Source organism: Allosphingosinicella deserti, from assembly GCF_003012735.1.
Taxonomy (GTDB): Bacteria; Pseudomonadota; Alphaproteobacteria; order Sphingomonadales; family Sphingomonadaceae; genus Allosphingosinicella; species Allosphingosinicella deserti.
Window position 1 is genome coordinate 126,467 of record NZ_PXYI01000002.1, and the last position, 14,345, is coordinate 140,811.

The 14,345-nt window shown below is 65.8% G+C and carries 17 protein-coding genes; 2 read left to right on the forward strand and 15 right to left on the reverse strand.

Features of this window, described 5'->3' with window-relative positions:
* Positions 1-3: 3 nt before the first annotated feature.
* Genes C7I55_RS04910 through C7I55_RS04920 form a run of 3 tightly spaced genes read right to left on the reverse strand, consistent with a single transcriptional unit; the run spans position 4 to position 2,174 of the window.
* Complete coding sequence (locus C7I55_RS04910; protein WP_106511806.1) at positions 4-957, reverse strand: zinc transporter ZntB; 954 nt, start codon at positions 955-957, stop codon at positions 4-6.
* Positions 954-1,814: a UTP--glucose-1-phosphate uridylyltransferase GalU gene (gene galU, locus C7I55_RS04915; protein ID WP_106511807.1), complete on the reverse strand. Its 861-nt coding sequence runs from the start codon at positions 1,812-1,814 to the stop codon at positions 954-956. Before galU ends, C7I55_RS04910 begins: the two co-directional genes overlap by 4 nt.
* 24 nt (positions 1,815-1,838) lie before the next feature.
* Complete coding sequence (locus C7I55_RS04920; RefSeq protein ID WP_332888409.1) at positions 1,839-2,174, reverse strand: hypothetical protein; 336 nt, start codon at positions 2,172-2,174, stop codon at positions 1,839-1,841.
* Here C7I55_RS04920 and C7I55_RS04925 point away from each other — a divergent pair.
* Positions 2,173-2,733 carry a TlpA family protein disulfide reductase gene (locus tag C7I55_RS04925; RefSeq protein ID WP_106511808.1) on the forward strand — a complete coding sequence of 187 codons (561 nt, stop codon included), beginning with the start codon at positions 2,173-2,175 and terminating at the stop codon, positions 2,731-2,733. The genes C7I55_RS04920 and C7I55_RS04925 overlap by 2 nt on opposite strands.
* A 45-nt stretch (positions 2,734-2,778) precedes the next feature.
* On the opposite strand, the gene dapD is transcribed toward C7I55_RS04925, so the two are convergent.
* Positions 2,779-3,600, reverse strand: coding sequence for a 2,3,4,5-tetrahydropyridine-2,6-dicarboxylate N-succinyltransferase (gene dapD / locus C7I55_RS04930; protein WP_106511809.1), 822 nt, complete (start codon positions 3,598-3,600; stop codon positions 2,779-2,781).
* On the reverse strand, positions 3,597-4,271 hold the full coding sequence (locus tag C7I55_RS04935; protein ID WP_106511810.1) for a pyrimidine 5'-nucleotidase: 675 nt from the start codon (positions 4,269-4,271) through the stop codon (positions 3,597-3,599). The genes dapD and C7I55_RS04935 overlap by 4 nt, the downstream gene beginning before the upstream one ends.
* 112 nt (positions 4,272-4,383) lie before the next feature.
* Between C7I55_RS04935 and C7I55_RS04940 the strand changes: the two genes are divergently transcribed.
* Positions 4,384-6,696, forward strand: coding sequence for a S8 family peptidase (locus C7I55_RS04940; protein WP_106511811.1), 2,313 nt, complete (start codon positions 4,384-4,386; stop codon positions 6,694-6,696).
* Positions 6,697-6,729: 33 nt separating this feature from the next.
* Here C7I55_RS04940 and C7I55_RS04945 read toward each other — a convergent pair whose 3' ends face one another.
* The 10 genes from C7I55_RS04945 to C7I55_RS04985 all read right to left on the reverse strand — a co-directional run bounded on the left by C7I55_RS04945 (position 6,730) and on the right by C7I55_RS04985 (position 14,213).
* Positions 6,730-7,710: a DUF4424 domain-containing protein gene (locus tag C7I55_RS04945; RefSeq protein ID WP_106511812.1), complete on the reverse strand. Its 981-nt coding sequence runs from the start codon at positions 7,708-7,710 to the stop codon at positions 6,730-6,732.
* A 26-nt stretch (positions 7,711-7,736) separates the two neighbouring features.
* Positions 7,737-8,009 carry an usg protein gene (locus C7I55_RS04950; RefSeq protein WP_106511813.1) on the reverse strand — a complete coding sequence of 91 codons (273 nt, stop codon included), beginning with the start codon at positions 8,007-8,009 and terminating at the stop codon, positions 7,737-7,739.
* 228 nt (positions 8,010-8,237) lie between these two features.
* Positions 8,238-8,603, reverse strand: coding sequence for a HesB/IscA family protein (locus C7I55_RS04955; protein ID WP_106511814.1), 366 nt, complete (start codon positions 8,601-8,603; stop codon positions 8,238-8,240).
* Between the two features lie 7 nt (positions 8,604-8,610).
* The gene (locus C7I55_RS04960) at positions 8,611-9,081 is read right to left on the reverse strand and encodes an SUF system Fe-S cluster assembly protein (RefSeq protein WP_106511815.1); all 471 of its coding nucleotides are present in this window, start codon (positions 9,079-9,081) and stop codon (positions 8,611-8,613) included.
* A complete protein-coding gene (locus C7I55_RS04965; protein ID WP_106511816.1) occupies positions 9,078-10,292 on the reverse strand; it encodes a cysteine desulfurase in 1,215 nt (404 codons plus the stop codon). The genes C7I55_RS04960 and C7I55_RS04965 overlap by 4 nt, the downstream gene beginning before the upstream one ends.
* Entirely contained in the window at positions 10,292-11,392 is a 1,101-nt protein-coding gene (locus C7I55_RS04970) for a SufB/SufD family protein (RefSeq protein WP_106511817.1), read from the reverse strand. The genes C7I55_RS04965 and C7I55_RS04970 overlap by 1 nt, the downstream gene beginning before the upstream one ends.
* A complete protein-coding gene (gene sufC / locus C7I55_RS04975) occupies positions 11,389-12,132 on the reverse strand; it encodes a Fe-S cluster assembly ATPase SufC (protein ID WP_106511818.1) in 744 nt (247 codons plus the stop codon). The genes C7I55_RS04970 and sufC overlap by 4 nt, the downstream gene beginning before the upstream one ends.
* Positions 12,119-12,271 carry a hypothetical protein gene (locus C7I55_RS28020; RefSeq protein WP_158266287.1) on the reverse strand — a complete coding sequence of 51 codons (153 nt, stop codon included), beginning with the start codon at positions 12,269-12,271 and terminating at the stop codon, positions 12,119-12,121. Before C7I55_RS28020 ends, sufC begins: the two co-directional genes overlap by 14 nt.
* The gene (sufB, locus tag C7I55_RS04980; RefSeq protein ID WP_106511819.1) at positions 12,268-13,740 is read right to left on the reverse strand and encodes a Fe-S cluster assembly protein SufB; all 1,473 of its coding nucleotides are present in this window, start codon (positions 13,738-13,740) and stop codon (positions 12,268-12,270) included. The genes C7I55_RS28020 and sufB overlap by 4 nt, the downstream gene beginning before the upstream one ends.
* On the reverse strand, positions 13,737-14,213 hold the full coding sequence (locus C7I55_RS04985) for an RrF2 family transcriptional regulator (RefSeq protein ID WP_106511820.1): 477 nt from the start codon (positions 14,211-14,213) through the stop codon (positions 13,737-13,739). Before C7I55_RS04985 ends, sufB begins: the two co-directional genes overlap by 4 nt.
* Between the last annotated feature and the right edge of the window lie 132 nt (positions 14,214-14,345).

The window sequence follows — 14,345 nt, forward strand, 5'->3', positions numbered from 1 at the left end:
CTGCTAACGCCGCAGCCAATGCCGCGCCATGAACCACGCGAGCACCCCGGCGCCGATCGCCACGCAAACTCCGACGACCCCCCAGAAGGCCCAGGGCGCTTCCGCGAACGGAATTCCCTTGACGTTCATGCCGAGCAGGCCGGTGACGAAGGTCAGCGGCAGGAAGATGAAAGCGACGATCGAGATGACGAGGGAGCGTGATTCCATGAGCTCGCCGCGCAGATCGGTAAGCTGCTCGTGCAGCAAGGCGGCGCGCTCGCGGACCGCCTCGAGTTCCTCGGTCATGCGCGCGAATCGGTCGGCGGCCTCGCGGATGTGGAGCCGATCCTCTTCGTCGAGCCAGTCCATGTCGAGACCGGCGAGGGTCTCGAGTGCGTCGCGATCAGGCGCGACGAACCTGCGGAACGCGATCGCTTCGGAGCGGATTCCGGCGATCGTCGTGCGCAACCGGTAGACGTTGCCCGCCTCCATGCTGCTCTCGCAATCGTCCAGCTGGTCGCCGAGGTCCGCGACTTGCGGATCGAGCTGCTTCGAGATCGCGCGGGCGAAGGCGGCGACCAGATCACCCGGATCGAGAATCTTCCCCGCTTCCATCTGGGCGGTCACCTGCGGCGTGACGGCAAGCGGGTAGCGGGTGACGGAATTGACCTTTCCGTGCCGAGCCCAGAGTCGGATCGACACGAGCCGATCGGATCCGGCGCTTTCATCCGCCGCCGGACCGCGAAGATTGATCAGCGCGCCATCTTCGAAGCGGTCGCAGCGCGGCCGGGTTTCGGTCGCGACCAGCGCGTGCGCGGCGATATCGGGAATGCCTTGGCCACCGAGGATCGCCAGATCCTCATCCGCGGTGCCTTCAAGGTGAATCCAGACGAAGCCGGGGCCCTCATAAGCGGCGGCGTCCTCGGGGGACAGCAGCCTGACGGCGCCGTCCGCAACGAGGAGCGCCGCGCATGTCATGCTCGTCCGGCGAGATAATCGCGGATCGCCGGGCCGACGTCGTCGCGCCGCAGAGAAAGCGCGATATTCGCCTTCACGAAGCCGATCTTGTCGCCGCAATCGTGGCGCTCGGCGTCGACGGTGACGCCGTGGAAGGGCTGGCTGCCGATCAGCTTGGCCATCGCGTCGGTCAACTGGATTTCGCCGCCGGCGCCCTTTTCCTTGGCTTCGAGGATCGCCATCACTTCGGGCTGAAGAATGTAGCGGCCGACGACACCGAGATTCGAAGGTGCTTCCTCGGGCTTGGGTTTCTCGACCAGGCCCTTCACTTCGGTGAGGTTGCCGTCGCGGCTGCCGGGGCTGAGAATCCCATAGCTCGCCGTTCTTTCGTGCGACACCTCCTCGACGCAGACGATGTTGCCGCCGACCTTTTCGTAAGCCGCGACCATCTGAGCAAGGCAGCCGGGCTGCCCAACCATCAGATCGTCAGGCAGCAGAACCGCAAAGGGCTCGTCGCCGACCAGGTGCCGCGCGCACCACACGGCGTGACCCAGGCCGAGCGGCTCCTGCTGGCGCACCGAAGCGATCGATCCGGGGAGAAGACGAGTCGAGTCGAGCACCTCCAGCGATTTGCCCCGCGACCGCATCGTCGCTTCGAGTTCGAACGCAATGTCGAATTGATCATCGAGCGCCGTCTTGTTGCGGCCGGTGACGAAGATCATCTCCTCGATCCCGGCCTCCAGCGCTTCCTCGACGGCATATTGGATGAGTGGCCGATCGACGACCGTGAGCATTTCCTTCGGCATCGCCTTCGTGGCCGGCAGGAAACGCGTGCCGAGCCCGGCGACCGGGAACACGGCCTTTCTGACTTTCTTCATTCGAACTCCGTGATGGGCCGCGCCTTATCGGGGCGGCAGGTCGAAGGGATCGTCCTCACGCTCTTCGGATCGACGCAGCGTGTCCTCCTGCCGCACTGGCCGCGCCACGGTGGGCGGCGTGAGCATTTCCTCGGTGGTCGGAGCCCGGGCCGACTGCGCGGGCGCGACCGGCGCGCGCGTGCCGACGGCAGGCTGCAGCGGCTCCACCTGCCCGCAGGCGGCAAGCGGCAGCAAGCTCAGGAAAAGGGCGTGTCTCATGGGCGAGGCATAAACCGGGAGGAGGGGAGGGTCGATTGAAAAAGCGTCGGACTGGGCGCACGTGGTTGCCCCCGGGCGCATCGGATCGTAACCGAACGCCATGCACCGGTTTCTCCTTGTCCTGCTGATGATCGTCACCGCGTGCGAATCCGGCGAAGCACCCATGGATCAGCCGCGGAACGACACCTCCGGGACACTGCCCGGACCGGAATCCGCCGGCGGGCTCGGTGTCGATCGCAGTCGCGCGGGAACTCCGGCACCAGACGTCGAATTCGAGGATCCGGACGGGGATCCGGCGAGTGTCGCCGGTTTTCGTGGCAAACCGCTCTTGCTCAATCTGTGGGCGACCTGGTGCGCGCCCTGCATCAAGGAGCTGCCGACGCTCGACGCGCTAGCCGTCCGCGAAGGCGAGAGGCTGCAGGTGGTGACTTTGGCCGAGGACGAGCGCGACAAGGTGGAAGCGTTTCTCGCGGCGCGCAATTTCCGCAGCCTCGAAGCCTGGGTGGATCCGGAACTGACATCGATGACTGCGCTCGGAGTCGGGACTTTGCCGACGACGATCCTCTATGACGCGCAGGGGCGGGAGATCTGGCGTTTTACGGGCGATCAGGATTGGACCGGCAAGGACGCAGCGGCGCTGCTCGCCGAATCCAGGAAGTAGGGCCCTCCCTCGAAGCGGAAGGGCCTCACCGTCCGCGACCGTTGGTTAGTCGCGCAGCAACTCGTTGATGCTGGTCTTGGAGCGAGTCTGCGCATCGACGCGTTTGACGATCACGGCGCAGGCCAGGCTCGGTCCACCATTTTTCGACGGCAGCGTGCCGGGCACCACCACCGAATAAGCCGGCACGCGGCCGATGAACACTTCGCCCGTTTCGCGGTCGACGATCTTGGTCGAGGCGCCGAGGAACACGCCCATCGACAGCACTGCGCCTTCCTCGACGATCACGCCTTCAGCGACCTCCGAGCGGGCGCCGATGAAGCAATTATCCTCGATAATCACCGGGCCCGCCTGGAGCGGCTCGAGCACGCCGCCGATGCCAGTACCGCCGGAAATGTGGACGTTCTTGCCGATCTGGGCGCAGCTGCCGACCGTCGCCCAGGTGTCGACCATCGTTCCTTCATCGACATAGGCGCCGATATTGACGAAGCTCGGCATCAGCACCGCGCCCTTGCCGATGAAGGCACCGCGGCGGACGACCGCACCCGGTACGGCGCGGAAGCCGGCAGCCGTGAACTCCGTTGCGCCCATGGCTGCGAACTTGGACGGCACCTTGTCCCACCAAGACGCACCGCCGGGGGCGCCGGATATCGTCTCCATTGGCGTCAGGCGGAAGGAAAGCAGCACCGCCTTCTTCAGCCATTGATTGACCGTCCAGCCATCCGCCCGCTTCTCTGCGACGCGCGCTTCACCCGTGTCGAGCGCCGCGAGCGCCGCCTCGACGGCGTCTCGGACCTCGCTGTCGCCGGCGCCGAGCGTCTCGCGCCGCTGCCAGGCGTCCTCGATCGTCTGCTGAAGGGCGTCGGTCATGAATGTTCCTCTTTCACGATGTCGGTAAGCCAGTCGCCGATATCGGCGGTTCGGAAATCGATAAAGGCCGGATCCGCGTCGCGGCCGGCCTGCTCGGAGCCGTTGTCGACCCAGACGGTGGTCATGCCCAGCGCCTTGGCCGGGATCAGGTTGCGTGCCATGTCCTCGACGAACAGGGCCCGCACGGGATCGATGTCGAAACGGGCGCACAGCGCCGCATAGGCGCGGGGATCGGGCTTCGGCACATAGCCCATCGCATGGATGTCGTGGAGGCCGTCAAACGCATTGGCGAGCCCCAGTTTATCGAGCACCCGGCTGGCATAGGCATCGTCGCCGTTGGTGAACACGAACTTGCGTCCGGGCAGGCGGTCGAGCGCCTCGACCACCCGCGGATCCGCTGAGATGCGGGCGAGATCGATGTCATGGACGTAGTCCAGGAAAGTACGCGGATCGGTGCCGTGGGTTTTCATCAGCCCGGCAAGGGTGGTGCCGTGCTCGTGGAAATAGCCTTTCTGAATGCGTCGCGCCTGTTCGGCGTCGCAGCCGACGAGTTCCTGAATGAAGGCGCCCATGCGGATGTCGATCAGATCGAACAGGTTCGCCGAGGCGGGGTACAGGCTGTTGTCGAGATCGAAGATCCAGCAATCGATATGGCGGAGAACGGGCAGCATCGCGCGGCCCTACATCAGGGACGCGTCTTCATCAAAATGAAAGCCCTCCCGCGTTAGAAGATGGTTAGGAATTTCTAAAGTTTACGAGCACTTAGCGCCCGAGGAGCGGCCGATGGACCGGCGGATGACCAAGCAGATCCTGATTTTGTCGACCTGTGCCTTCGCGCTCGGGCTCGCCGGATGCGGCGGTGGCGGCGGCGGATCTCGCCCGGCGCCCTCGCCGATCGCGCCGCCGCCCGCACCACCGCCCCCGGCTCCCCCGCCGCCACCGCCGCCACCCCCTCCGCCACCGGCGCCGACGACGGTGAACTATAACGACGCCGAATATCAGCGCTCGAACGGCGCGGTGTCGGCCGGTGCGATCACTGCGTGGAATGCGGGTGCGACAGGACGCGGCATCAAGGTCGGCGTGATCGACACCGGCATCAATGCCAGCCTTCCGGAATTCGCGGGCAGGATCGATCCGGCCAGCCGCGATCTCGTCGCCAGCCGCGGCCTCGCCGACAGCGAGGGCCACGGCACCGCAGTGTCCGGCGTGATCGCCGCCGCCCGCAACGGCACCCAGAATGTCGGGCTTGCGTTCGAATCGACGATCATCTCCCTGAACAGTTCGAACCCGAACAATTGCGACGACGAAGACGGCTGCAAACACAATGACAGCGACATCGCACGAGGTATCGATGTGGCGGTCGCGAACGGCGCGCGGGTCGTCAACATTTCGCTCGGCGGCGAGGGTATCGGCTCGACGATGGTGAGCGCCGTGCGCCGGGCCACGGCGGCCGGCGTGGTCATGGTGATCTCCGCTGGAAACGATTCGGCGGCGGATCCGAGCGCCTTCGCGATCGGCGCCGCGCGGCAGAGCGGGGGTCTGGTGATCATTGCCGGAGCGCATGATGCGTCCGGAGCGATGGCAAGCTTCAGCAACAAGGCAGGAAGCGATCCGACTTACTATCTGACTGCGCTCGGAGCGCGCGTCCGGACCATCGACGAGACCGGTACCGGTACCTTGTGGAGCGGAACCTCCTTCTCGGCACCGGTCGTCACCGGCGCCGCGGCCCTTCTCGCCCAGGCCTTTCCAAATCTCACCGGGCGGCAGATCGTCGACCTGCTGCTGACCACTGCGACCGACGCCGGTGCGGCCGGGACCGATGCGGAATATGGCCGCGGGGTGCTCAATCTCCAGCGTGCGTTCCAGCCACAGGGAAATGTCACCATGGCCGGCAGCGCCGCGCCGGTCCCTGCCGGCAGCAGCGGCGGATCGGCGTCGGGAGTGATGGGCGACGCGACGGCCGAGGGGGCGATGAAGGGCGCGATCATTCTCGACGGCTATTCACGCGCGTTCGTCGCCGATCTCGCCACCCGCCTCGTTCAGGCGCCGCAGGATCGCCCGCTCGCCCGCGGCCTCATGGGCGACCAGCGCAGTGCCACCGCCCAGAATCGTATGGTCGCGGTTTCGCTGACGCTCGACCGGCGCCGGACCACGCAGCCCCAGGTCGGATTAGCGCAACTCGGACTTACCTATGAAGACGGGCGGCGCGCCCGTTTGCTTTCGGGCCTGATGGTAAGCCGGCTCAGCCCCAAGACCGCGGTCGCGCTCGGTTTCTCGGAAAGCGGCAGGACGCTCCAGCAGCGGCTCGCAGGTGGCACCGGCAATGCCTTCCTCGTTGCCCGCGATCCGGGCGTGAAGATGGGCTTCTACGGCGACGATGCCACGAGCATCGGCCTACGCCATGATCTCGGCGGGGTCGGCCTCACCGTCACCGGCGAGCGCGGCGAGGTGTTCGAGGAGGGGCTTGACCGTGCCCGGCGCGCGCGCCGTCGCGGCTATTCTGTCGGGTCGGTCACGTTCGACCGCCAGATCGGCCCTGCTGCGGTGACGCTCGGCGCCACGCGGCTGGAGGAGCGCGAGACGATACTCGGCGGGCGCCTGTCGGCCTCCTTCGGCACGGGGGGCGCGACGAGCTGGTTCGCGGACGCCGCCGCCAATGTCGATCTCGGCGGCGGCTGGAGCGGCCACGCGAGCTATCGCCGCGGCACCACTAGCCTTGCATCGGGGCCGCTGGCCACCGGTGGGCGGCTCAGCACCGACGCCTGGGCGCTGGATCTCTCCAAGCGGGATGCTTTTCGTGGTGGTGACATGCTGGCAATCCGGGTGATGCAGCCGCTTCGGGTCCGATCGGGCGGCTACGACATCAATCTGCCCGTGTCCTACGATTATGCGGACGGCAGCGTCGGCTATGCGCGCCGCTTCTTTAATCTCGCGCCGACCGGCCGCGAGATCGATTTCGAGACCGCTTACGCCGTAGGTCTGTGGGGCGGTTCGCTTAGCGGCAATGCCTTCGCCCGCCGACAGCCGGGCCATATCGCCGATGCCGATGCCGACGTCGACGTCGGCGGGGCGATACGGTTCACGACGGGCTTCTGACCCGCCGCCACGCCCGGGCGGAAGCCTCGGCAGCTATTCGACCGTGCCCGGCGTGACGATCAGCACGTCGAGATCGTCGGTCGGCCGCCAGTTCGTGTGGCGCACTTCGAACTGCGTCGGCCCGATTTTGCGAACGCCTGCGCCGCAGAAGCTGACCAGATTCTCGGGTGCGCCTTTGTCGACCACGAGCCGGAAGCGGCCGATCGGCGAGCGCCAATTGGCGCCAGTCTTGAGCACATATCCAATGCTGAGGTTCGGTAGCGCGGCATTCTCGCCGCCCTTCTTGCGTGCAAGCCGATCGACGCCGGCAAGAAACGCCGCATCCGCGCAATAGCGGGCGATCATCGCCTTGCCCTCCGACGATTCGCGGAACCCCGCTATGGCGAAAGGGGTGCCGACGCTGCCGCCGGTACCAGGCACATAGGCATGCTCGACCACCAGATCGCGCCCGGCTGGGAAGAGCTGCTCCCAATAGTGCGTCTCCTTCACCGTCCATGCAGGAGCGAGATGGCGTTCCATGCCGCCGCCGCGCTCATATTCGTCGGGCTGAACGAGGCCGAGCGCAACCAGCCGGTCCTGCGCCGCCTTGCCCAGCCGGTCGAGCGCGTCACCAGGCTCGTCGGACAGGGGCACACCGAGCGATGTAAGCAAGGCGGTGTGATCCTTGCCGCCCAGCACCGCCTTCCGCTCCACCGCCATTCGGACCGGCCTGCCGTCGACCCTGGTCGCAAAATTGTGCGGGAAGGCGACATCGCCATGTTCGCGGTTCGCAAGATCGTCGTCGGGCATGGGAAAGGCGACGATCGTCCGCACATCCTTGGCCGTCCGGTTGCGGAAGACGTAGCGTACTCGAACCTTCTCCGCGGAGACGAACAGGTCTTCGGACACCATGTCGATGGCGTCGGTGCGAGTGAGGACGAGCCCTCCGGCGGCGGTCTCGGCGGTGCTGTCATTGGCGAGCGCAGGCGCGGCGAGCAGCCACGCCAATGCGATCGAAGCTGCAATCTTCTTCATGGATCCCCCAGAATAGGGGAACCGCCTTAGTTGATCGTGATCACGCCATCCACTGCCCGCCATTCCGCCGGCCGGATGAGATGCTGATGCGCGATCCGTACGGAGTGGATCGCCGCCTCGATGTCGGTCCGCCAATGATCGAGGAAGCGGTGCAGGACCGGGAAGCGCGGCGCAAGATCATATTCCTGCCACACGAACAGTTGGAGGAGGCCCGGATGATCGGGCATGTAATAGCTGATTTCGGCCGTCATCAGGCCGTAGCCCTGAACCTGCCGGATGAAGTCGCGGTCACCACTCATCTCGCCCTCCCGATCTCGGGTGTGGAACGAACGCCATCATGATGCAGGCGGGTTAAGAGCACGCAAACCATCGGTCGACCTCTCAGCTCAGTCACATTCTCCTTCCACACGCCAGATGGCGGGGCGAATAATACGAGTGAGGCCGACACTCGTTCCGGGCCGGTTCCGAAACGAGGACGCCGCCGGCAGAAGCCGGCGGCGCCTGTTCGATCATCAATGCGTGACGGCTTAGACGGTGAAGCTCTCGCCGCAGCCGCACGTGCCTTTGGCGTTGGGATTGTTGAACACGAACCCGGCGGTGAAATCGTCTTCCTGCCAGGTCATCGTCGAGCCGATGAGATAAAGGATCGAGGATCCGTCGACGAAGAAAGGTCCCGCCGGGGTCTCGATCCGCTCGTCGAACGGCTTCGCCTCGGTGACATAGTCGACCGAATAAGCGAGGCCGGAGCAGCCGCGGCGCGGCGTCGACAGCTTGACACCGATCGTGCCGTCGGGCGCCTTTGCCATCAAGTCGGCGATCCGCGCCTCGGCGCTCGGCGTCAGGATCAAAGCGGCCGGACGCGGGCGGCGGGTCTTGGTTGCAGTCTCGGTCATTGCGTCCTCACAACATGCCAAGTTCGAGCTTGGCTTCGTCCGACATCCTCTGCGGGTCCCAGGGCGGATCCCAGACGAGTTCGACTTCGGCATGGCCGACGCCCGGCACCGCCCCGACCCGAAGCTCGACCTCGCCGGGCATCGACTCTGCGACCGGGCAGTTCGGAGTCGTCAAGGTCATTTGGACCTTGGCGTGGTGCTCCGGCGTGATCTCGACATGGTAGACCAGCCCGAGGTCGTAGATGTTGACCGGGATCTCGGGGTCGTAAATCTCCTTCAGGGCGTCGATAACCGCTTCGTAGAGGTCGCCGCCCGGAACATCGGCAGGAGGCGCCGCCGGTGCCGCCTGCTGCGCCAGGAAGCCATCGAGATAGTCGCGCTTGCGCTCGAACGTCTCGACGACGTCGCTCACGCGCGCCTTGGGAGGCGCTGTCGCCTCGGTGACTTCCTCGATCTCGATCTTGCGTTCGTGGTTCATCCGAAGATTCTCGTTACCCGTTCGATTCCGCGGACGAGCGCCTCGATGTCGCGCCGTCCATTATACACGCCGAAGCTCGCCCGCGCGGTGGCATCGACCCCGAGATGCGCCATCAGCGGCTGGGCGCAGTGATGCCCGGCGCGGATCGCGACCCGGCTCTCGTCCAATATGGTGCCGATGTCGTGCGGATGCACCCCTTCGAGCGCGAAACTGATGATGCCGGCACTGTCCTCGGGCCCGAAGACTCGAAGGCTGTTGATGCTCGAGAGCGCATCGCGGGCCTCACGCACCAGGGCGTTTTCATGCGCGCTGATCGCTTCGACACCGATGCTCTCGACATAATCGACCGCCGCCTCGAGCCCGAGCACTCCGACGACGTGCGGCGTGCCGGGTTCGAACCGCGCCGGCGGCGGCGCATAGGTCGTGCCTGCGAAACTCACCCGATCGATCATCGCGCCGCCGCCCTGCCAGGGCGGCATCGCCGCGAGGAGTTCGGCGCGGCCCCAGAGCACGCCGATGCCGGTCGGTCCGTAGAGCTTGTGACCGGAAAAGACGTAGAAGTCGCAGCCGAGATCGGCGACATCGACGGGAAGCCGCGGCACAGCCTGGCAGCCGTCGAGCAGCAGCAGGGCGCCGACTGAATGGGCGAGCGCAGCCGCGCGCTTGGCGTCGAGCACCGATCCGAGCACGTTCGAAACATGGGCGAGCGCGACGATCCTATGCCGCGCCGTCAGAATGTCCGCCATCGCATCGAGATCGATCCGACCGTCTTCGGTAAGCGGGGCGACATCGATCGTCGCGCCGGTGCGCTCGGCGATCAGCTGCCAAGGCACGATGTTCGAATGATGCTCGAGCATCGACAGCATGATCCGGTCGCCGGGCTGCAGATTTGCGCCGCCCCAGCTCTGCGCGACGAGATTGATCCCCTCGGTCGCGCCGCGAACGAAGATGACCTCGTCCGACGACGGCGCACCGATGAACCGCGCCACCCGCCGCCGCGACGCTTCGAACGCCAGGGTCATCTCGGACGAGCGCTGATAGACGCCGCGATGCACGGTCGCATAGGTCTCGGAATAGCCGCGGGCGATCGCATTGATCACCGCCTGCGGCTTCTGCGCGGTCGCCGCGGTGTCGAGATAGGCCCAGCCTTCGGGAATTGCCGGAAAATCGGCGACATGGTCGAGTGGGCGGGTGGGGGAGAAGGTGTCCATCAGCTCTGGGCTCCGCCGTGCGCGAGCCACGCATTCGCATCATCGAGGAATGCAGTGCGGACGTCTTCCTCGCCGATCCGCTCGATTGCGTCGGCCACGAACGAGGCGGTGAGCAACGCCTTGGCTTCCGCCGGTGCGATGCCGCGGCTGGCGAGATAGAAGAGCGCGTCGCGGTTGAGTTCGCCAACGGTCGCCCCGTGGGCGCACTTGACGTCGTCGGCAAAGATCTCGAGCTCGGGCTTCGCATTGATCGTGGCGGTGCGGGAGAGCAACAGCCCCTTCAGCGACTGCTCGCCGTCCGTCTTCTGCGCGCCGCGCGCCACTTCGACCCGCGCAGCGACCGAGCAGGTCGCTTGGTCGTCGGCCACCGAGCGCCACACCTGCCGGCTCTGGCCATTTGGCTGTTCGTGGCGGATGACGAGATTGGCATCGTGCCGCTGGCGGCCGCGGGCCAGCAGCGCACCACCGACCTCGGCAAAGCCCGCATTGCCGGCAAGATGTACTTCGCCGTCGAACCGCGTGTCGGCCCCGCCACCGGCAAGCGTGGTCAGCACGAAGCTCGCGCCTTCGCCGACCGCCACCCGATCGGACAGGCTGACATAGCCGCTGGCGGTCAGGATCCGCCGCGACAGCATCAGCCGTGCGCCCTTGAACAGGGTGATTCGGGTCAGCCGGTTGGTCCAGCCGTCGCCGAGAAAGGTCTCGACGATCGACGCCTGCGCGTCGACATCGAGCTCGATCCGCGCGGGCAGGTGATCCGCCGCGCCGGTCGAGACGTGAATCACCTGGACTAGGCCGAGCGGCGCATGGCCGGAGCCGAGGCGCAATGTCCAGCCTTCGCTGCCGACCAGCCGCCCCAGCGCATCTTCTCCGACTGGCGCCTCGACCGTGCCGAGCGCGACATCGCCGGGTTCGCTCGCGTCGGCGACCAGCCTGCCGTCGACGAACAGCAGGCGCGGTCCGGGCGTGGCGCAGTCGAGCCATGGAAGCCGCTCCGGCATCTGGCCGGACGGCGCACGCGCCGCGATTTCCGGCAGCGCCGAGAGGTCGCTCCAGCGCCACCGTTCCTCTCGGTTGGAGGGAAGCTCCAGCAGGCTCATGCCGCGATCGCTCCATAGCCTTCGCGTTCGAGCTCGAGCGCGAGTTCGGCGCCGCCGGAACGAACGATACGTCCGGCAGCGAGGACGTGGACGAAATCCGGTTCGACGATCTCGAGCAGGCGCTGATAGTGGGTGATCAGCAACACCGCCTTGTCGGGCTTGCGCATGATGCGATTGATGCCGTCGCCGACGACCCGCAGCGCGTCGATGTCGAGCCCGGAATCGGTCTCGTCGAGGATCGCGAGCTTCGGATCGAGGATGCCCATCTGCACCATCTCGTTGCGCTTCTTCTCGCCGCCCGAGAAGCCGACGTTCACCGGCCTTTTCATCATGTCCATCGACATGCCAAGCGCATCTGCCTGGGCGCGGGAAAGGCGCAGGAAGTCTCCCGCCGACATCTCCTCGTCGCCCCGCGCACGCCGCTGCGCGTTCAGCGCAGTGCGCAGGAACTGGACGTTGGAAACGCCGGGAATCTCGACCGGATACTGGAATCCGAGGAACAGGCCGGCCGCGGCGCGCTCGTCCGCGCCCATGTCGAGCAGATCCTTGCCGTCGAAGGTAACGGCGCCCTCGGTCACCTCATAGCCGGCGCGGCCGCCGAGCACGTAGCCCAGAGTCGACTTGCCGGCGCCGTTCGGCCCCATGATCGCGTGGATCTCGCCGGCGTTCACCGAAAGATCGAGCCCCTTCAGGATCGGCTTGTCGGCAATGGTGGCGTGGAGATTGTCAATCTTGAGCATCGTCGTCTTTCGTCGTCGGAATATCGTTCGTCATCCCGGCGGAGGCCGGGATCTCAGGTCGGAAATGCGCCGCGGCTGGTCCCGCCGTCATTCGGGCCTGCGCCGGGATGACGGAAGAGGCGCGCTTGAGGCCAATCATCCGACACTCCCCTCGAGGCTGATGCCGAGCAGTTTCTGTGCTTCGACGGCGAATTCCATGGGAAGCTGCTTCAGCACTTCGCGGGCGAAGCCGTTGACGATCAGCGCGACCGCGTCCTCCTGGGAGAGGCCGCGGCTCATCGCGTAGAAGAGCTGGTCCTCGCTGATCTTGGACGTCGTCGCCTCATGCTCGATCTGCGCGGTCGGGTTGCGCACTTCGATATAGGGCACGGTGTGGGCGCCGCACTGATCGCCGAGCAGCAGCGAATCGCACTGGGTGAAGTTGCGGACATTCTCTGCCGTCGGCCCGACCCGAACGAGGCCGCGATAGGTGTTGTCGGAACGGCCGGCGCTGATCCCCTTGGAGACGATCGTCGAGCGGCTGTTCTTGCCGAGGTGGATCATCTTGGTGCCGGTGTCGGCCTGCTGGCGATTGTTGGTCAGAGCGACCGAATAGAATTCGCCGACGCTGCCTTCGCCGGCCAGCACGCAGGACGGATATTTCCAGGTGATCGCCGATCCGGTCTCGACCTGAGTCCAGCTCACCTTCGAATTTCTGCCCTGGCAGAGCGCCCGCTTGGTAACGAAATTGTAGATCCCGCCCTTGCCCTCGGAATCGCCCGGATACCAATTCTGGACGGTCGAATATTTGATCTCGGCATCGTCCAGCGCGACCAGCTCGACCACCGCGGCATGGAGCTGGTTCTCGTCCCGCATCGGTGCCGTGCAACCTTCGAGATACGAGACGTACGAGCCCCTGTCGGCGACGATCAGGGTGCGCTCGAACTGGCCGGTATTGGCAGCGTTGATCCGGAAATAGGTGCTGAGCTCCATCGGGCAGCGCACGCCTTCGGGGATGTAGACGAAGGTCCCGTCGGAAAAGACCGCGCTGTTCAGCGTCGCAAAATAATTGTCGTGCATCGGCACGACCTTGCCGAGCCACTTGCGGATCATCTCGGGATATTCCCGGATCGCCTCCGAGATGGAGAGGAAGATGACTCCAGCCTTCTTCAACTCCTCGCGGAAGGTGGTCGCGACCGAGACGCTGTCGAACACCGCATCGACGGCGACCTTGCGCGCGCCCGCGACGCCGGCGAGCACCTTCTGCTCCTCGATCGGAATGCCGAGCTTCTCGTAGGTGCGGCGAATCTCCGGATCGAGTTCGTCGAGCGATGCCAGCTCGATCTTCTTCTTGGGCGCGGCATAATAATATGCGTCCTGATAATCGATCGGCGGCACCTGCATCTTCGCCCAATCGGGCGCGCGCATCTCGAGCCATTTGCGATAGGCCTTTAGCCGCCAGTCGAGCATCCACTCCGGTTCGTTCTTCTTGCCCGAGATGAAGCGGACCGTGTCTTCCGACAGGCCCTTTGGCGCGAATTCCTGCTCGATGTCGGAGGTGAAGCCCCACTCGTAGGTGGCGGCCTTCTCGGCCGCGTCATGGGCTTCCCGGTTCCTCACGTCACTCACTTCACTTCACCTTGTAGCTGGGGCTCCGCCGCGCGCGGCGCGGGGCTCTGGGCCGGAATTGCAGCGCCCGCAAGAGTGGCAAGGCTGGCGAGGCTGACGCCCTGAAGAGCGCCGCGGACGGCGCCGTTGACCGCCAGCAAATGGGGCTTCACCTGACAATTGCCTTCGAGAACGCAATCGTTGCGGGCTTCGTCCGCACAAGTGGTCATCGCAATCGGACCCTCCACCGCCTCGACGATGTCGGCGAGGCTGATCTCCGGCGCTGCGCGGGAGAGTGTGAAGCCGCCGCCGGTCCCGCGCGCCGATTGTAGCAGGCCCGCAGAGGCCAGCCGTCCCATCAATTTCTGCGCGGTCGGCAGCGGCACGCCGGTTTCCTCCGCCAGCGCCGTCGCGGACAGCCGTGCGCCAGCCGCGCGGCGGGCCGCGGCGGCCATCATCACGACGGCATAATCGGCAAGGGAGGTGAGGCGCATGGTTCCAATCGGATCGATTCTATCCGATTGCGCATGTGGCGGCGATCGCCACGTTAATCAAGCCTTTGCCGGCGCGGTACGATGAACGGAAAATCCGGTTGTATCCGACTCGGGGGCCGGGCTAGCGTTTCG